This is a genomic window from Kitasatospora sp. NPDC004240, assembly GCF_053603215.1.
Genome location: NZ_JBSGFD010000020.1, coordinates 22,974 through 39,380 on the forward strand (window position 1 = coordinate 22,974; position 16,407 = coordinate 39,380).

At 74.3% G+C, this 16,407-nt stretch carries 16 protein-coding genes; 5 read left to right on the top strand and 11 right to left on the bottom strand.

What is annotated here, in order from left to right; genetic code table 11:
- The first annotated feature begins 27 nt into the window (after positions 1-27).
- Both ACWEQL_RS08320 and ACWEQL_RS08325 read left to right on the top strand, forming a co-directional pair.
- The gene (locus tag ACWEQL_RS08320; protein ID WP_452149394.1) at positions 28-1,089 is read left to right on the top strand and encodes a Gfo/Idh/MocA family oxidoreductase; all 1,062 of its coding nucleotides are present in this window, start codon (positions 28-30) and stop codon (positions 1,087-1,089) included.
- Complete coding sequence (locus ACWEQL_RS08325) at positions 1,086-1,553, top strand: heme-degrading domain-containing protein (RefSeq protein ID WP_452149395.1); 468 nt, start codon at positions 1,086-1,088, stop codon at positions 1,551-1,553. Before ACWEQL_RS08320 ends, ACWEQL_RS08325 begins: the two co-directional genes overlap by 4 nt.
- Positions 1,554-1,651: 98 nt before the next feature.
- Here ACWEQL_RS08325 and ACWEQL_RS08330 read toward each other — a convergent pair whose 3' ends face one another.
- Positions 1,652-2,818 carry a HEAT repeat domain-containing protein gene (locus tag ACWEQL_RS08330; RefSeq protein ID WP_452149396.1) on the bottom strand — a complete coding sequence of 389 codons (1,167 nt, stop codon included), beginning with the start codon at positions 2,816-2,818 and terminating at the stop codon, positions 1,652-1,654.
- A gap of 204 nt (positions 2,819-3,022) precedes the next feature.
- Between ACWEQL_RS08330 and ACWEQL_RS08335 the strand changes: the two genes are divergently transcribed.
- Entirely contained in the window at positions 3,023-3,595 is a 573-nt protein-coding gene (locus tag ACWEQL_RS08335; protein ID WP_452149397.1) for a hypothetical protein, read from the top strand.
- Between the two features lie 109 nt (positions 3,596-3,704).
- Here ACWEQL_RS08335 and ACWEQL_RS08340 read toward each other — a convergent pair whose 3' ends face one another.
- The 5 genes from ACWEQL_RS08340 to ACWEQL_RS08360 form a co-directional block, all read right to left on the bottom strand.
- Positions 3,705-4,163, bottom strand: a complete 459-nt coding sequence (locus ACWEQL_RS08340; RefSeq protein WP_452149398.1) for a hypothetical protein — start codon at positions 4,161-4,163, stop codon at positions 3,705-3,707.
- A 336-nt stretch (positions 4,164-4,499) separates the two neighbouring features.
- Positions 4,500-4,934 (bottom strand): YdeI/OmpD-associated family protein, encoded by a 435-nt coding sequence (locus ACWEQL_RS08345; protein WP_452149399.1) that lies wholly within the window; start codon positions 4,932-4,934, stop codon positions 4,500-4,502.
- A 103-nt stretch (positions 4,935-5,037) separates the two neighbouring features.
- Positions 5,038-5,451 (bottom strand): VOC family protein, encoded by a 414-nt coding sequence (locus ACWEQL_RS08350; RefSeq protein WP_452149400.1) that lies wholly within the window; start codon positions 5,449-5,451, stop codon positions 5,038-5,040.
- A gap of 158 nt (positions 5,452-5,609) precedes the next feature.
- Complete coding sequence (locus ACWEQL_RS08355) at positions 5,610-5,819, bottom strand: hypothetical protein (RefSeq protein WP_452149401.1); 210 nt, start codon at positions 5,817-5,819, stop codon at positions 5,610-5,612.
- A 68-nt stretch (positions 5,820-5,887) separates the two neighbouring features.
- Positions 5,888-6,508: a TetR/AcrR family transcriptional regulator gene (locus ACWEQL_RS08360; RefSeq protein ID WP_452149402.1), complete on the bottom strand. Its 621-nt coding sequence runs from the start codon at positions 6,506-6,508 to the stop codon at positions 5,888-5,890.
- Between the two features lie 142 nt (positions 6,509-6,650).
- On the opposite strand from ACWEQL_RS08360, the gene ACWEQL_RS08365 reads away from it, so the two are divergent.
- On the top strand, positions 6,651-7,127 hold the full coding sequence (locus ACWEQL_RS08365) for an SRPBCC family protein (RefSeq protein ID WP_452149403.1): 477 nt from the start codon (positions 6,651-6,653) through the stop codon (positions 7,125-7,127).
- A gap of 250 nt (positions 7,128-7,377) precedes the next feature.
- On the opposite strand, the gene ACWEQL_RS08370 is transcribed toward ACWEQL_RS08365, so the two are convergent.
- The 3 genes from ACWEQL_RS08370 to ACWEQL_RS08380 all read right to left on the bottom strand — a co-directional run bounded on the left by ACWEQL_RS08370 (position 7,378) and on the right by ACWEQL_RS08380 (position 10,346).
- A complete protein-coding gene (locus tag ACWEQL_RS08370) occupies positions 7,378-8,598 on the bottom strand; it encodes a phosphodiester glycosidase family protein (RefSeq protein WP_452149404.1) in 1,221 nt (406 codons plus the stop codon).
- 148 nt (positions 8,599-8,746) lie between these two features.
- On the bottom strand, positions 8,747-9,628 hold the full coding sequence (locus tag ACWEQL_RS08375; RefSeq protein ID WP_452149405.1) for an SDR family NAD(P)-dependent oxidoreductase: 882 nt from the start codon (positions 9,626-9,628) through the stop codon (positions 8,747-8,749).
- A gap of 139 nt (positions 9,629-9,767) precedes the next feature.
- A complete protein-coding gene (locus tag ACWEQL_RS08380) occupies positions 9,768-10,346 on the bottom strand; it encodes a TetR/AcrR family transcriptional regulator (RefSeq protein WP_452149406.1) in 579 nt (192 codons plus the stop codon).
- A gap of 493 nt (positions 10,347-10,839) precedes the next feature.
- Here ACWEQL_RS08380 and ACWEQL_RS08385 point away from each other — a divergent pair, with 493 nt between their 5' ends.
- Positions 10,840-13,023, top strand: coding sequence for a hypothetical protein (locus ACWEQL_RS08385; RefSeq protein ID WP_452149407.1), 2,184 nt, complete (start codon positions 10,840-10,842; stop codon positions 13,021-13,023).
- A gap of 238 nt (positions 13,024-13,261) precedes the next feature.
- Here the strand turns inward: ACWEQL_RS08385 and ACWEQL_RS08390 are convergent, their stop codons facing one another.
- Both ACWEQL_RS08390 and ACWEQL_RS08395 read right to left on the bottom strand, forming a co-directional pair.
- The gene (locus tag ACWEQL_RS08390) at positions 13,262-14,605 is read right to left on the bottom strand and encodes an RICIN domain-containing protein (RefSeq protein ID WP_452149408.1); all 1,344 of its coding nucleotides are present in this window, start codon (positions 14,603-14,605) and stop codon (positions 13,262-13,264) included.
- 104 nt (positions 14,606-14,709) lie between these two features.
- Complete coding sequence (locus ACWEQL_RS08395) at positions 14,710-16,131, bottom strand: hypothetical protein (RefSeq protein ID WP_452149409.1); 1,422 nt, start codon at positions 16,129-16,131, stop codon at positions 14,710-14,712.
- Positions 16,132-16,407: the final 276 nt, after the last annotated feature.

The following is a 16,407-nucleotide window of genomic DNA, read 5'->3' on the forward strand; positions in this document are numbered from 1 at the left end:
AGTCCACACTGTTGTTTAACTTGGGGCATGGATTCCCCGCCCCTCAACGTGGGACTCATCGGCTACGGCATCGCCGGTGCGGTCTTCCACGCGCCCTTGATCACCACCACGCCCGGCCTGCGCCTCGCGGCCGTGGTGACCTCCGACCCGGCACGCCGCGAGCAGGCCGCCCGGAACCACCCGCGGGCCGCGCTGCTCCCCGACGCCGACGCGCTGTGGGCGCAGGCACCCGGGCTGGGCCTGGACCTGGTCGTGGTCGCCTCCCCCAACCGCACCCACATCCCCCTGGCCACCGCCGCCCTCGAGGCCGGGCTGCCGGTCGTGGTCGACAAGCCGCTCGCCGCCACCTCCGCCGAGGGCGAGAAGCTGGCCGAGCTGGCCCGGGAGCGGGGGCTGCCGCTCAGCGTGTTCCAGAACCGCCGCTGGGACGGCGACTTCCGCACCGTCCGGCAGCTGGTCGCCTCGGGCCGGCTGGGCCGGGTCAACCGGTTCGAGTCGCGCTTCGAACGCTGGCGCCCCGAGCTCAGCGGCGCCTGGCGGGAGCTGGGCGACCCGGCCGAGGCCGGCGGCGTGCTCTACGACCTCGGCGCCCATCTGGTCGACCAGGCGCTACAGCTCTTCGGCCCCGCGACGCGGGTCTACGCCGAACTGGACGCCCGCCGCACCGGCGCCGCGACCGACGACGACAGCTTCGTCGCCCTCACCCACACCGACGGCACCCGCTCCCACCTGTGGATGAGCGCGACCGCCGGCGACCTCGGCGCCCGCTTCCGGGTCCTGGGTTCGCAGGGCGCCTACGTCACCCACGGCCTGGACGGCCAGGAGGACGCGCTGCGCCGCGGCCGCACCCCCGCGGACCCCGACTGGGGCGTCTTCGCCGGCGAGCGCTGGGGCGCACTGCGCGCCGGGGACACGGTCGAACCGGTGGCGACCCTGCCCGGCGCCTACCAGGACTACTACGCGGGCCTGGTCGAGGCCCTGCACGGCCGCGGACCCGTCCCGGTCGATGCGCGCGACGCCGTCGAGACCCTGCGCGTCCTGGAAGCCGCACAGCGCTCCGCCCGCGACGGCGCGGCGGTGACGCCGTGACCCTCGACATCGCCGGGCTGGAGCGCCAGCACCGGGAGCTGCAGCTTCCCACGGCCGACCTGAACGACGTCTGGCGGCTGGGTTCCCTGATCGTCGCCGAGGCCCGGCGACGGAGCCTGTCGGTGACGGTCGACATCCACCACGGCGGGCAGCAGGCCTTCCACGCCGCGCTGCCGGGCACCAGTGCCGACAATGACGACTGGATCCGCCGCAAGTCGGCCGTGGTCCGCCGGTTCGGCGAGGCCTCCTACCTGGTGGGCGAGCGCCACCGGGCCAAGGGGCGGGCCTTCGACCTCGACCCGGCGCGCTACGCCGCGCACGGCGGCTCCTTCCCGCTGCTGGTGCGCGGCACGGGGATGGTCGGAACGGTCACCGTCTCCGGCCTGCCGCAGATCGAGGACCACATCCTGGTCACCGAGTGCCTGGCCCGGTACCTGGCGGAGAGGCAGGAACGGCCCGGCTGATCCCATCGGGTCATCAGGTCATCGGCCTGAGGTCGCCGCCGGTGCACGCGGGAGGGACCGGACGGCTCCACGGTGTCCGGGCCCTCCCGGCGTCCGGTTCAGCCCTGCAGCTCGCCGGTCTGCACAAGGGCGCGAAGCTGCCCGCGCTCCACCGGCAGCCCAGCCGTACGCAGCCAGGCATCCCGGTTCGCCATCGACCCCCAGCAGGACTCCTGTTCCACCAGGGCCGCCAGGAGGGCACTCTGCGCCCGCGTCAATCGGGCTCCCGCCGAACGGGGCTCGCGGAAGGCGGAGGCGAGCAGCGGACCCCAGTCCCGGTCGACGGTGTACTGGCTGCACAACGGGACGAGGGCGAGCGCGGCGGGCAGGACCTGCTCGAAGCTCTCGGCCCGTTCGAGCAGTCCGCGCAGCACGGTGAAACGGAACCGGCCGTCGACCTGCGGCAGCGGCTCGTCGAACCAGCCGTCCACCGCCGCGGGGTCGGCCAGCACGGCCAGCAGAACGTCCACCGCCGACGGGTCCGCGGTGCCCAGCGCGGCGCACGTGCGTACGGCCGGGTCCTCGTCGGTGAGCAGCGCCCCGGTGTCCCGTCCCCACAGGGCCAGGGTGAGCAGCGCGCCCGCACGCTCACGCCGCGGCCCCTGACCACGGGCGACACCCTCCAACCGGTCCGCCGCAACGGGTACGCGACCGGCGAGGTCGTCGGCCGCGAGCAGATGCGTCACGGCGCCGAGCGCCGCCTCCCGGACCGCGTCGTCCGGGTCGTCGAGGAACGGCGCGACGGCATCGAAGATCTGCGGCCGGACGGCCCGGCACGCGCGTACGGCCTCCAACTCCTCGATCTCTTCCGCGTCCTGCGGTTCGGCGAGGGCCTCGTCGTCCCAGGCCGCGGACTCGGCGAACTCGCCGAGCCATTCCAGCAGCGCCGCCCTGAGCGGGCGTCTGCGGTCGTCCCACGGGAAGAAGCTCTCGTGAAGGGCCAGCGTGCGCGGATGCGGGAGGACCCCGGCGATGAACAGGGCCGCCGGCGCGGTCGCGGAGTACAGCGAGCCCTGATGGAGAACCGACATCTCCAACCGGCCCAGCGAAGCGGCCTGGACCTCGGGATCCTCCTCCAGCAGCCCGCGCAGATCGTCCGCCGTGGTGTCGGCCGGGCCGTAGGCATGGGCGAGTGCCGCCCAATCGGTGCGGTGGAGCACCGTGGCCGGGTCCGGGCCCGTCGTCGCGGGGATCTCGGTCGTCGTGGGGATCTCGTGTGAGGACATGATCCGAATCCTGCACCCGGCCTCGGACACCCCGCCCCCGCCGGCACCCCCTGGGAGACCCGGGGCGCTCCGGGTCCTGGGTCACCGGTCCCGGGCCGATGAGGCAGACTCGGCCCCGGGCCGGCAGGGGCCCAGGGGGTGGTGTCCGCGCCGACCGGGCCCCGCGCCCACCGCCTTCGGCCGAACCGCTTCAAGGAGCAGCAGTTGACCCCGTACTCCCTGGCGTTCTACGTGGACGTCGTCACCACCGGCACCGTGCTCGGCGTGCGCCCGACCGACTCTCCCGACCGTGTCAGCGAGGTCCTGGGGCCGGACTACGGCGAGCACGTCTTCGACAACCGCCACATGGTCCGTGACTACGGGCTGACCGAGTTCTTCTGGGGCCGTGCCCGCGCCGACCGCCCCTGGTCGGGCCACCACTTCTCCCTGCAGGTGCACCGGCTCGCACGCCGGGACCGTACGGCCGCCGACACGACGCTCCGCGCCCGGTACGGGCGGTTCGCCCCCAGGCTTCGGTTCGAGAAGCTGCGCCGGCTGCTGGATCGGCGCGGCGTCCCCCTGCTGGAGATCCCGGAGATCCCGGCGAACGCACCGCACTACCGGACCTTCTGGCAACCCGATTCCCGGGTCGCCGTCCTCGTCATCGCCGCCCACGGCGAGTACAGCACGCCGGACGACCTGCGGGTCGGCGACGTGTACAAGATCCTCGCCCCGATGACCGTCGAGGAAGTGCAGCGGCGAAGGGCACAGGGCGGCCCCGTCGGTGCCGCACGGTGACCGGGCGCTCCGGTCGGCCGGTTGAGCGCTGACCGGGCCCGCTCTGCACCCGGGCCGGGTCACCGCCCCGGTGCGGGCAGGTGCGGGCCGGTCACCTCGGGTCGCGCTCCTACGGCCGCCCGTCGTGTACTGCGGGGCTGAACCGCGGGCCTCGGCCCATGCGCCGGGCAAGGCGCCCAGCGCCGTAGCGGACGGCGTTCAGCGACCAGAGCGACAACCAGTACACGGAGAAGCCCAGGAAGAACAGGCTCGCAAAAGCGAGAGCGTCACCGACGGCGGCCGGTGGCTGGAATTTGAACAGCGAGGCGAAGATCAGCACAGCCGCGGCCGAGAAGACCATGGGCGCGCATGCCGCCAGCACCTTCCATACGGCACCACCGCGCATGACCAGCCGCTCGAACCCGAAGGCGACGGGGAGGATGACCACACTTGTGGCGAGTCCCATGCCGGCGGCGGTCAGGACGGCCTTGGCGTAGTCATGGGCGATGGGCACGTTGTCGATGAAGAAGACCGCCACGACGGGAAGGGTGATGAGCATGAAGGTCATGACGATGACCGCCGTCGTCATGGCGACGGACAGTGCGTGCCGAAGGATCGCCCACCGTCGGGAAGCGGGGCCGCGGCCGGGTACGGGGTTGTCCGAGGCGGTGGCGGTGGCGGGTGGATTCGTCGGGGGCCTGCCGGGCACAATCCACTCCTTCACGTCGGGTGTCACCGCCTCTGACGCATCCGCCCGCCTCCGCGGTTGCCGCGTCGGCCCGCGGTTCGGGACGGGCACCTCACCCCGCACCGCCACCGCGGGGTGGAACGGCGTCCCCCTGCCGGACGGAACGTCAGCCGGCCCGCCCGCCCACCCGGCGGGCGCCGCAGGATCACGGGGCACACCGGGGTCCTGCTCCCGGGGTCAGCCCCGCAGGGTGGCGATGGCCTTCTCGATGCGCCGGCGGCGCGTCTCGGGCTGCTTCGCGCCCTCGATGGCGCGTACGTGCTCGCGCTTGCGACTGTGGGTGAGGTTGTCGTAGGCGGCGCGGGCGGCCGGGTCCTCGTCCAGCGCCCGGGCGAAGTCCGCGGGCTCGACGACGACGCGCGGCTCGGTGTCGAGCCCCAGCTCGACCTCGACCTCCTCGCCGATCTCGACGCCCGCGGCCCGCCGGTTGGCGTTGCTGAGGCCGAGCAGGTGACGGCCGCGCAGGATCGCGACGCGGCTCTTCCAGGAGTGCCCGTTGACCGTGATCGTCACCGGCGGCCGCGCGCCCCCGCCGAGCGCCGCCACCACCTCGGGCGGGACCTCCAGGCCCCGCATGGGCTCGGGCGGTTCGACGTGGGTGTGGAACTTCATGGTCTTCTCTCCTGTTCGTCCTGCCGGTTCACCGCGGATCCCGCCCGGCCGGCCCCGGTCACCGCTCCCGCTGCCACTGCCGTTTCCCGTGTCCGGGGCGCGGTTACTCCGCGTAGGGCTGGTCGGCTCCCTGGGCGCTGTAGCCGAGGCTCCAGATGTAGCCCTCCGGGTCGGCGAAGGTGGCGCCGTACCCGCCCCACGGCAGCGCGCCGGCGGGCTTGAGGACGGTCGCGCCGGCCTTCTGCGCCTCGGCCATGATCTCGTCGACCCGCGCCTCGCTGCGCACGACGTAGGTCAGGACCAGACCGCTGAAACCGCTGCCCTCGTGGTCCGTGCCCACCTGGCCGGCCAGGCCCTCGCGGCTGTAGAAGCCGACGGGCGAGGCACCGTCGGAGGCGAAGAACACCGAGATGCCGTAGTCGCTCTGGATCGTCCAGCCGAGTCCCTCGGTGTAGAACTCCTTGGCCCGGTCCATGTCCCGGACGCCGAGCAGGATCGAGCTGACGTGCGCCTTCATGTTGTACTCCTCGTACGTGGGTGATCGTGCGGTGCGGAGGTGGTCACGTGCCGGCCGCGGTATCCGGGCAGGGCCCGGACGCCACCTCGACGCGTGTGTCCGCCGGTGGAACCGGTCGCGAGTGCGATGCTCACCGGTCCCCTTCGGTGACCACCACGCTAGAGGTCGGGCGGTGGCCGGGGCTTCTCGATTCCTGACCGGTCGATTCCTGACCGTCGCCTGCGCCCGTGGCCGTGTGCCCCGAGCCGTGCGATCGGGCGCAGCGCGTGGTGTTCGGCGACGGTCCGGTCGGTGAGCGGGTGGTCGTAGACGGCGATGTCGTCGATCCGGCCGGTGAACCAGGACGATCCGCCGTTGCCGCCGGGCATGGTGCCTCCTTCGACTCCCGGACCTCGACGATGCCGCACGCCGGCTACGGCCCGGCCAACCGGCCAGGTCAGGCCGGGGCGATGCCGTGGAGGACGGCGGTGACGGCGCGTTGGGGGAAGTCGGGTTCGAGCGAGGTGCGGCGCAGGACGACGCGGACCCAGACCGCGCCGGCCAGCAGGTCCATCAGGAGGGCCGGGTCGGTGCCGACGGGAAGTTCGCCGCGGGTGACGGCGCGGTCCAGGACGACCTGTTCGCGGGCGAGTCGATCGGCGAAGAAGTCACGGACGCAGTCGGCCAGTTCGGGGCTCCGGGTGACGGCGCCGAAGACCGGGACGGCGAGTTCCGCGGTCGGCGGGGCGGTGAGCAGGCCCACCACCTGGCGGACCAGGGCCTCCAGGTCCCCGCGGAGGCTGCCGGTGTCGGGGACGGCGAGTTCGAGGCGGCGCGCACCGATCAGGGCGGCGCTCACCAGGGCCCCCTTGGACGACCAGTACCGGTACAGGGTGGTCTTGTTGACGCCCGCGCGCTGGGCGACGCCCTCAACGGTGAGCCCGTCGTAGCCCTGTTCGGCGAGCAGGTCGAGGGTGGCGTCGAAGATCGCGCGGGCCTTGCGCGGACCCGCGGGCGGGGCCGTGGTTCCGTCGGGCAGGGCCGTGGTTCCGTCGGGCATGGCGGATCGGTCGGGCATGGCGGGAAGTTATCACAAATACAACGCAACGTTGCGTTGGATTCGGTACGGTGTCGGCCATGGCGTCGTTCGTGGAGGACGCGTCAGCCCGTACCGTCCTCGAAGCGGCCCCAGCCGCCGACACCACCATGGGAGTGCCGAGTTGACCGAACGCGTCTGGACCGTCGAGGAGTCGCTGGAGTTCCCCGCGCCGCCGGCGGCCGTGTACCCGCTGGTGGCCGACCTGCGCCGGACCAAGGAGTTCAGTCCGGAGGTGTTCGCGATCTGGCAGCGCGGCCGGACCTTCGTCGGCTTCAACCGGCGGGCGTTCTTCGTCTGGTTCACCGTCTGCCGGATCGTCACCGCCGACCCGGGCCGCGAGTTCGCCTTCGACGTCACCTCCTTCGGCCTGCCGATCGCCCGCTGGGGCTACCGCTTCGACCCGGTCGACGGTGACGCCTCGCGCACCCTGGTCACCGAGTACTGGATCGACCACCGCCGCGGCGGGCGCGGCGCCCGGATCGCCGAACTCCTCGGCCTCGTCTTCACCGGCACCCCCGCCGCCGACCGCGCCGACCGCAACCGCACCGGTATGCGCGCCACCCTCCGGCGGCTGCACGAGGCGGTGGAAACGGCGTAGGCGAGACGGGCCGAACCCGATCCGGCAACGCCGGCAGACCCGGCACCACCCGGCGGCCGGGCAGGAGGCCATGACCTGGGCCGCCCGCGTCCTCGTGGAGTCCGAGATCCGCGAGCACGAGGGCCGGCGCTGAACCCGGACGCCGTCGCCTCGTGCGCGGACCGTTGCGAGCTCACACCCTGAACTTTCCGATCAGGTCGGCGGAGCCGAGGGCCACGGCGTCTTCAAGGGGCGTGCGCCTGATCGTCCGTCAATTGACGAAGATCGCCAGGCCGTTGGGCACTCGGCGCTCGGTGGCCTGGTCGAGGTGGTTGCGGACCGCGATGCGGCCCGTGACCGGGTCGCGGGTCGCCAGGGTGGTGGAGCCGCCACCGTCCAGGTGGAGGCCCTCCTCGCAGCCCCAGGCGCGCAGCAGTTCGGCGAGTTCGGCGACGGTCAGGCCGGTGGAGTCGCCACCGCGTCCGTCGGTGGCCAGCAGGTGGAGCAGGCGGCCGCCGTCGGACAGGCCGACGGCGGTGCGGGGCTCGGTCGCCCTGTCGTCCTGTCCCGGTAGCGGCTGGTGATCGCGGAGCAGGTGGTAGGCGCCCAGGGCGAAGGCGAACGGCACCTCGGTGTCGGAGTCCAGCCGGTAGGTCACCCGCACCGGGCTGCCGACCGGCAGCGAGCGCAGGGCCCGGGCGCCCTCCTCGCGCCCGAGCAGGACCAGGGTGTCCGCCGGGATCGGCCCGGAGCCGGGAGCGGCGTCGGCGGAGACGACCACGCCCCGGCGGACCGTCAGCTCGTGGGTTTCCCCGGTGCAGGGCGCGGAGCGCTGCCGGTCGGTGCCGCAGGCGGCGCGGGCGCGGGAGGCCGCGCCCCATCGCGGGTCGAACAGCCCGATCGAGCCTTCGGGCAGGGCGTACTGGTCGAGACCGCCCAGCGGGAGCGGGCCCTGCGGGGTGTGGACGGTGCCGCGCAGGCGCAGCCGCCCGGTGCGGGCGACGCCGTCCACGCCGACGCCGAGCACCTCCTCGCCGCTGCCCCCGGCCGGCAGGGCCCCGCCGAAGCGCTGGCCCTGCGGCACCGCTCCCTTCAGCGGCCGCCCGTCCAGGACCGCCGCGCCGGACGGAGCGCCGGTCGCCTGGACGCCGGGGTGCTGGTCCTCGCCGAGGTGGAAGAAGTCGCCGTTGACGGCGGCGACCGCCCCCTGGTCCGTCGCCATCGAGGACACCGTCGCGCGTTCGGTGACCGTGCCCGTGTGCAGCAGGCCGGCCCGGACGCCGGGGTGCCGCAGATCGACCGTCAGCCGGTGCACCCGGGCCGGACCGTGCGGGGTGCCGAGTTCGAACATCCGGTACTCCACACCGGGGGCGATCGTCTCGACTGCCCCGACCCGCGGTGCCGCGACCGCGAGCGGTACGGCCGCGCCGGTGAGCAGGTGCGCGCCGAGTAGCGGCGCGACGACGAACAGCCGCGAGAAGAAGGGGGTCACCGGGCCATCGTCGGGCGCCGCCACCGGCCGACAGCGGGAACCGCGCGCAGGCCGCGCCGGTGTCCACCCCACCGGCCCCGGAGACCGGCAGACCGCGGCTCAGCGGGCGGGCGGCACCGACGCCGACCTCATCGGCGGGGGACGCGGCTCAGCTCCGCTCCCCCGTGGGTGCCAGCCGGCGGCTGAGGCGCAGGACGTCGGCGACCGCACGCCGGTCGGTGCTGCCGCGGAAGACCGGGACGGGGTGGGCCTCGGGACCGATGAGCAGTCCGGTGCGGCCGTCGAGGGCGGGGTCGGTCGCGGCGGCGATCGAGGAACGTGCGGCCAGCGAGGCCGGGCCGGCGGTGGAGCGTTCGAACCGCCGGCGGACCAGCGGCCACAGCAGGCGCAGCGGCGGGGAGACGATCTGAGGTGAGGTCATGGTGCCGTCGGTCATGGCCGTCGCGGCGCCGCCGGGGTCGGCCGCGAGGACGGCGACTCCGCTGTCGTGCAGGCGTTCGGCGAGGTCCAGGGTGTAGACGAGGTTGGCGAGCTTGGCCCGGCCGTACCAGTGGAACCCGTAGTAGCCGCCCGGCGGCTCGACGGCGGTGAAGGTGCGCTTGGCGAGGCCGATCGCCGACGAGCTGACGTTCACGATCCGGCTCGGTCCGCCGCCCCGGAGCGAGTCGAGCAGCAACTCGGTCAGCAGGTACGGCGAGAGGTGGTTGACGGCGAAGGTGGCCTCGATCCCGTCGACGGTCTGCTGCCGCCGCGCGAACATCGCACCGACGTTGTTGACCAGGATCTTCAGCGGCCCCTCGGCGGTCAGGCGGGCCGCGAGCGCGCGCACCTCGGCGAGCGAGGCGAGGTCGGCGGCCAGGAAGCGCGGTCTGCCGGCGGTCGCGGCCTCGCCGATCCGCTCGACCGCGCGGGCGCCCCGCTCCGGGTCGCGTCCGACGACGGTGACGGCGAGCCCCTGCGCCGCCAGCCCCACCGCGGTCTCCAGCCCGATGCCCCCGGTCCCCGCCGTCACCACAGCCCGCTGTTCCATGGGCCCGCCCTCCGCTCCCGCGCGTTCGGCTCCTTGAAACGGATTAGTATCCGTTTTCATACGAGGACGCTAGCACACGATTCGGATAGCTATCCGTTTTCTGGGGCCGACGCCGCCCGGACCGCCCGGTGGCGGGGGATCAGCGCGGCGGACGCAGGCCTTCGACGAGGACGCCGAGATACACCTCGGCCCGCTCGGGGCCGTGCTCACCGGAGCGCAGCGCGTGCTCGACCCCGCAGAGCAGACGACGCACGTCACCGGGCCCGATGTCCCGGCGGATCGCGCCGGTCAGACGCGCACGGTCGAGCAACCGGGCTGTGGCACTGTCCAGTTCACGCTTCAGCTCGACGGTCCGGGCATCCGTGTCGGTGGCCGACTCCAGTACGGCGGCGAACCCGGAGTCCTCCAGGGCCCGCGCCAGCGTGAACCGCAGCAGCCTCCGCAGGCCCGCGAGCGGATCCTCGTCCGCGGCCGCGGCCCGGGCCTCCTCGACCAGCTCCCGAAAGCGTTCGACGAGCAGCGCCTCCCACAGCGCGTGCCGGTTCGGGAAGTGCCGGTACACCGTCCCCACACCGACCCCGGCCAGCCGCGCGATGGCGTTCAGTTGCAACGAGTCGTCCCCCGCCGCCACCTGCTCCCGCGCCACCTGCAGCACCCGGGCACGGTTGCGCGCGGCATCCGCCCGCCGCCCCGGCCCCTGCTCACCCGTCGCTCTCACCCGGTCAGCATAGGCGGGCCCGCACACCGCTCCGGGTCCGCCGAACCGGCGGCGGAGGACCCGCGGACCTGGCGGCCGGCGCCGGGCACCCCCAGGAGGGCCCCCGCAGCCGAGGTCGCCCGCACAACCACTCGCCTCAAGCCGGTCCCCCGTGCCGTGAAATGATCCCTCGCCGGAGGAACGTCCCAACAGCAGTGTCCTAGGGGGTGGCTGGGGCGCTGGTGAGGTCATGGGGCATGGTAGGTGGGGTTGGATCGTTCCGCGCCGGGCGGTGTGCGGCAGGCGCAGCCGCGCGCCTTGATCAGGTCTTTCCGCAGGGGACGTGGGAGCTACGGCCAGGTGGCTGTGAGAACGGCGGCGGTGAAGCGGAGATCCCCGGCGAGGCCCGGAGGTCAGCCGTCACCGGCGGCAGGACGCGCCACTCGCAGCCCCGAAGACACGAGTACGGCGCCGGCGCACCGGCACGGGGCCGAACGGAAGGGCAGGCGTTGACATGACCACCGATCACTCCCCCGCGACCTCGGTCCGGCGGGCGGGGGATCACGGCGACGGGCCGACGGACCCCGACCCCGGTTCCGGCTCCCACCGCGTCCCGGTCGAGGCCGAGCATCTCCCGGAGTACGGGGACGACCGCTCACTGCGGTTGGCGGTCGAGGCCGGCATCGGCGCCGTCCCGGGTCTCGGTCTGCACCGGAGCGAGCTCGGCGGCGGGTCGACCTGGCGCGTACTGCGCAACCTGCGGGCCGTCGCCGGGCTTCTCACCACCGGGCTTCTCGTCACCGGGCCGTCGGCGGACATCGACGGTCCCGGCGTGGGCGACCGGATGGGCGACCGGGCGGGCTGGACGGTCGAGCGCACGGGCACCCGGCTGTTCGACGGGGACTACCACGGTCACGGCTGGGTCCACCTGCTCGGCCGGACCGCACCGCTCGCCTTCGCCGCCTCCTCCCCGCTGCTCGCGCAGGAGCAGCGCGCCTCGCTCGCCCTGCTCCTGGACGAGCTGGTCCGGGAACCGTTCGCCGGCGGTGCCCGGTCGCTGCGGGTCCTGACGGTCGGTGAGACCCTGGTCGCCGGTGGCGGCGCGACGGTGCAGGTCGGCGACGTGCTCCGGCACGGCGAGCGCACCGTGGTCCTGCTGGCCTGTGTCCGTCGTACCGCCTCCGAGTGCCGCTGGACCGCCCTCGACCACGACCCGTCCGGTGTGTTCGGTCCCGTCGCCGATCTCCGCACGATCGCGGTGGACCCGCTGGAGCACGGCGCCGCGGCCGAGTGGATCTCCGGGTTCACGGCCCTGCTGAGGCTGCACGGGCCCCTCCCCCGCCCGGTCGCGTGGGCGCAGGAGTTCGACCGGGTCACCGGCATCGGCCGTTCCCGTTCGGCCCTGCTGCTGGCCGCCCCGCCGGCGATGCTCGACTGGAGGAGCGCTCTCCCCACGGCCGGAGGGCTCGCCGGCGTCGGGCTCGCCCCCGCCGCGGCCGCGGCCGCCCGGTCCTGGCTGAGCGGTCAGGAGCTCTCCGACATCCACGTCGCCCTGCTGCCCGCCGACCCGGGCGAACTGTGGCGTACGGGCCTGTCCGTCGCCGCGGCCGCCACCGCCTGGGCCCGCAGCCGCGGCCGCCGGATCGTCCTGCCCGAGGAACGGCAGACCGAGGTCACCGACGGCGCCGTCCACGAGATCGAGGCGGTTCTCAACGCGTCGACCGTCCCCTGGATCACCCGCACCACGATCCAACGGGTCCGCCGCACCGAGGCCGGCCCCGCCCTCGTCGCCGACGACCCGGCCGCCGTACCCGCCCCCGGCGACCTCGGCAAGGCCGTCCGGGCCCTGCGCTGGCTCGCCCACCACCTGCCGTACGGCGATCCGCTGCGCCCGCTGCTGCCCGAGGCGCTGGCCGCCCTTCGCCGACGCGTCGCCGACCCGGGTCTGTACCTCGATCTGGGGTCGGTCTGCACGGTCATGAACAGCACCCTGCCCGGCGAGCTCCGGTCGCGCGCCGGGGCGGGCCCCGGCGATGGCCCGGCGGACGCCCTGCTCGCCTGCGGCAGGGCGCTGGGCATCGCCCCCGGCCGTGACGGTGAGACGGCCCACCTGAGACCGGGCGCCCTCACCGGTGCCCACGATCCGGTGCTCGACCTCCTCGACGAACTGGCCGCCGGGTCCTACGCGGTATGGGACCTGAAGGCCGTCCGGTCCCTGCTCGGCGACGACATCGCCCGTCTGGTCGCGGACGGCTCCGCCGCCGACGAACCGGCCGGCTGGCCCCAGGACCCGCGGCGCAGCGCGCCCGCCCTGGTCGCCGGGGCGGCCGCGGCGCTCGGCCTCGGCGAGGACGCCGCCACCCTCTACCTGCAACTGCTGGCCCTTCCCGCTCCGACCGACCGCAACACCGCGCGGTGGACGGGCTGGAAGCCCGCCCGGATGAAGGCCGCCCGCGCCGAACTCGCGTCCGGGGAGCTGGTCGTGACGGCCAAGCGCACCCGGGCCGGGCGCGGCCTCTTCCTCCCCGGCGGCTGGCAGGACGGCAGTGTCGGGGCGGGTGTTCCGCTGGAGAGCTGGAAGGCCGGCCTCTACCCGCTCTTCACCAACCAGGAGATCCTCCCGGCCGTCCCCGCTCCCGAACTGTTCGCCCTCGCCTGGCGCCGCGTCACCGACGGCGACGCGCCCGGTCACACGTAGGTCGACCGCGTATCCCTGAGCGCTCCGCGTATCCGTGAGTGCTCCGCGCGAGGGAGTCGAGGAGGAACCGGCCGGGGCCGCTCCCGATCCGCTGCCTCCCGCACCCGGAGAGCGCGGGCGGCCCCGGCCCGCTCCATGGCGAGCAGTTGGTCGCCGTCCGGGTGGGAAGCGGCGACACCCCGGCCGGCACCCCACGGGCGGGCGCGGCCACCGGGACCTCGGACGGTGCGGGCGGGGGTCAGCTCGCGGCGAAGAGGAAGTCTTCCTTGTTGTAGTAGTTGGGCTGGTGGACGAGTGGGGAGCCGGCCTTGGCCGGGCCCGGCCAGATGTCGGCGGGGCCGAGCAGGTGGTCGGCGTAGTCGCTGGACGTTGCCCGTGGGGCGAAGTGGAGGCGGAGGGCGGCGGGGTTGCGGTCGGGGACGGGCTTCCAGAGCTGTTCCCGGCGACCTGGGTGGCAGGCCTGCAGGGTGACGGTGACGGTGTTGCCGCCGGTGGTGGTTCCGTCCAGGCAGCGGCCGTCGGCGGCGTTGCGGATCTGGTGGAGCCCGTCGCCGTCGGCGTCGAGGAACTGCCAGTACTGGGATTCGGCGGCGGTGCAGGTCTCCAGGTGGACGCTGTCGCCGTCCCCGGGGGCGACGCACAGGCCGGTGCGCAGGTTGACGAGGCGCGGTCCGCCGGGCCGACGCGTGGGTGACGGTGCGAAGGTGGCGGACCTCGTCGGCGGGCGCGATTCGGTGGCGGCGGTCGCGGTGGCGCCGGTGGCGCCGGTGTCGGCGGTGTCGGCGGTGTCGGCGGTGGTCGGTGGGGTGGGGTCGGTCGGCCGGAGCGGCGGGGGGCTCGGCAAGGAGGCCGGGGGCGGGCCCGGGGACGGCATCGGCCGGGCGGCCGCCGCCACGGTCAGGACGGCGAGGCCGAGCACGATGAGGCCGATCATGAGGGTCCGCTCGGAAGGGCGGCGGCGGTGGCCGGCGCGAGCGGGCGGGGCCGGCTGCCGAGCGGCCCGGGGAACGTGGACGGGCAGCGGCGGCGGGGTGGCGGGCCCCGGGGTGCCCGTCCACAGCAGCAGCGCGGTGAGGAGGACGGGCCGCTGCCAGGTGTGGATGGCGACGAGGTCGACGCGGGCGTGGGCGCAGTCGGGGCAGCGGGTCAGGTGGTGTTCGAGGGCGTGATCGTCCCCGTGGGCGCGCCGTACGGCGTCGCCGAGCCTGGCGACGAGTTGGCGGCAGTCGCGCCGCGGTGTGTGCAGGGCGTAGAGCTGGAGGTAGGCATCGTGGAAGCCGCGGACGAGCCGGACGGGCGGGACGGCGGTGGCGTAGGGGTGGCCGGCCGGGCGGGTGGTCTCCTCCAGGTACCGCCACAGTTCGGCCTGGGCGTCCTCGGGAAGCCTGCGGAAGGCCTGGAGGGTCGGCGAGTTGGTTTCGGCGAACACCTCGTCGGCGAGTGTGCGCGCGGTCCGGTCGTCCTGGCACAGCTGCCGCGTGTAGCCGAGGAGGGCGCCGCGGTGGCGGGTCGCGAGCGTTCGGGCTGCTGACCGACGGGGCTGCTCGGCGTCCGGGCGCGGGTCGGCGGCTGGGTCTGACACTGGCTGTCCCGATTCTTGGGTGAGGGGTCTCGGACGGGTGACGTGGTGTCCGGTGCGGCGCGGGAGGGTCCCGCTGACCGGGTGGTCAGCGGGACCCGGGGCGGTCAGTGCCGGCGGTGCTGGGCGCGGCGGCGCAGGAGGAGGGCCGTGGCGCCGCCCGCGAGGACGAGGGTGGTGCCGACGACGGCGGGGACGGTGACCTTGGCTCCGGTGTGGGCGAGGGAGCCGGCTTCGCCGGTGGCGGCCGCGGTGGTGGTGGTTCCGGTGGGCAGGGGCGGGAGGGCGGTGCTGCCGATGTCGGTCGCGTCGTCGCCGTCGTCGGTGGAGCGGGTGGGTGTCGGGTGGGCGGGGGTCGGTGTGACGGTGTGGGTCGGGGTCGTCCCGGTGGTGGGCCGGCCGGGGGAGGCGGTCGGGGTGGGCGTGGGTCCGGGGTTCGGCGTGGTGCTCCCGCCGAGCTCGATCCGGACCTCGGCGCCGGCGGCGGTCGCGCCGGTGACGCTGACGGACAGGCCGCTCGCGGTGTCGGTGAGGGCCGCGCCGCCCTTGAACGAGCCGATGGTGGTCTTGTCGTCCCGCTTGCTGTTGGTGATCATGACGGCGTGGTCGTACCGGCCCTTGGGCACGCGGTAGACGACGACCCCTTGGGCGACGTTGATGTCCGGGGTGCCGGGGTCGGGCGTGCGGTACTCGATCACGACCCGGTCGCCGCCGCTGCCCAGGGGGAGGTCGACGGCACGCGCCCCGGGGGTGTTCGCGGGGGCGTGCAGCGGGGTGAGGCGCACCGTGGTGGCGGCGGTGGGTGTGGTGGTCTGCTGGGGGGTCAGCCACTTCTGGGAGAGGAGCTCCGGTGCGGAGAGGCCCTTCTTCTCGCCGCCCCCGCCCATCGGCGTCCGGGCGCTGTGGCCGTCGGCGGTGCAGGCGGTGAAGCTGCCCGGCGTGCAGGTGTGCCATTCCTGGTGGGCGAGGCCGAGGTTGTGGCCGACCTCGTGGACGATGGCGGCGGTGTCCTTGACGGCTCCCTCCTGGAGCCAGGTGACGTTCCCGGGCTGGTAGCCGAGACCCCACCACTGGCAGGCCTTCGTGCCGGGGATGACGATCGACACGTGGTCGTACGTGACGTCCGACGGGACGGCCTTGCGGGCGAGATCGGCCATCTTCCGGGTGTCGCAGGTGGAGTTGTCCATGTCGAGGTCGAACGGTCCTATCACGCCGTCCTCCTTGGCCGGCACCACGGCGAACCTCCCGCCGGAGTTGGCCGCGTAGTAGGAGGTCAGGGAGTTCGCCGGGCCGAAGAAGCGGTCGTGGGCGGCCTTGCGGTCCGCATCGGGTTCGGCGAGCTTGGCGTTGCGGAAGTTGACGAGGACGACGAGGTGCCGGTCGGTCTTCTGCGGGCCCGGGTCGGCGGCCTCCGCCGGTGTGGCGAGGGCCGTGGCCGGGACGACCAGGGCGCTCGCGGCCGCGACGGCGAGGAGGAGGGCGGCCGGCGAGCGGCGGGTCGCGTCGTTCGGGGAGGTACGGCGTGCCATGCGGGTGTCCTTCGGTTCGTAGTTCCTGAGGGGGAGACCGGGCAGGCCGCCGGGCGACCCGTAACTTTGCCAAGGCTTTACCGAACTTGTTCTCCGGCGGTCCCGTCGGTCGATGGTGCGGATGCGCATGATCCGGGCTTCACACCGTCACCGGGCGCCGGGGGTGCTTCGACGGGCGTCCGCCCGCCCGCGGGTCGTCCCGTACCCGACGGACCGCCGTGCCCCCGCCCGCGACCCGTCCCGCGTTGCCGCGCAGGCACGCGGGCGTGCACACTT

What these genes read in the sequence shown, in the direction of transcription:
- ACWEQL_RS08320 (WP_452149394.1), top strand. Translation starts at nt 28, where the DNA reads ATGGATTCCCCGCCCCTCAACGTGGGACTCATCGGCTACGGCATCGCC.
- ACWEQL_RS08330 (WP_452149396.1), bottom strand. Translation starts at nt 2,818, where the DNA reads ATGTCCTCACACGAGATCCCCACGACGACCGAGATCCCCGCGACGACG.
- ACWEQL_RS08340 (WP_452149398.1), bottom strand. Translation starts at nt 4,163, where the DNA reads ATGACGACGGCGGTCATCGTCATGACCTTCATGCTCATCACCCTTCCC.
- ACWEQL_RS08345 (WP_452149399.1), bottom strand. Translation starts at nt 4,934, where the DNA reads ATGAAGTTCCACACCCACGTCGAACCGCCCGAGCCCATGCGGGGCCTG.
- ACWEQL_RS08350 (WP_452149400.1), bottom strand. Translation starts at nt 5,451, where the DNA reads ATGAAGGCGCACGTCAGCTCGATCCTGCTCGGCGTCCGGGACATGGAC.
- ACWEQL_RS08355 (WP_452149401.1), bottom strand. Translation starts at nt 5,819, where the DNA reads ATGCCCGGCGGCAACGGCGGATCGTCCTGGTTCACCGGCCGGATCGAC.
- ACWEQL_RS08360 (WP_452149402.1), bottom strand. Translation starts at nt 6,508, where the DNA reads ATGCCCGACCGATCCGCCATGCCCGACGGAACCACGGCCCTGCCCGAC.
- ACWEQL_RS08375 (WP_452149405.1), bottom strand. Translation starts at nt 9,628, where the DNA reads ATGGAACAGCGGGCTGTGGTGACGGCGGGGACCGGGGGCATCGGGCTG.
- ACWEQL_RS08385 (WP_452149407.1), top strand. Translation starts at nt 10,840, where the DNA reads ATGACCACCGATCACTCCCCCGCGACCTCGGTCCGGCGGGCGGGGGAT.
- ACWEQL_RS08395 (WP_452149409.1), bottom strand. Translation starts at nt 16,131, where the DNA reads ATGGCACGCCGTACCTCCCCGAACGACGCGACCCGCCGCTCGCCGGCC.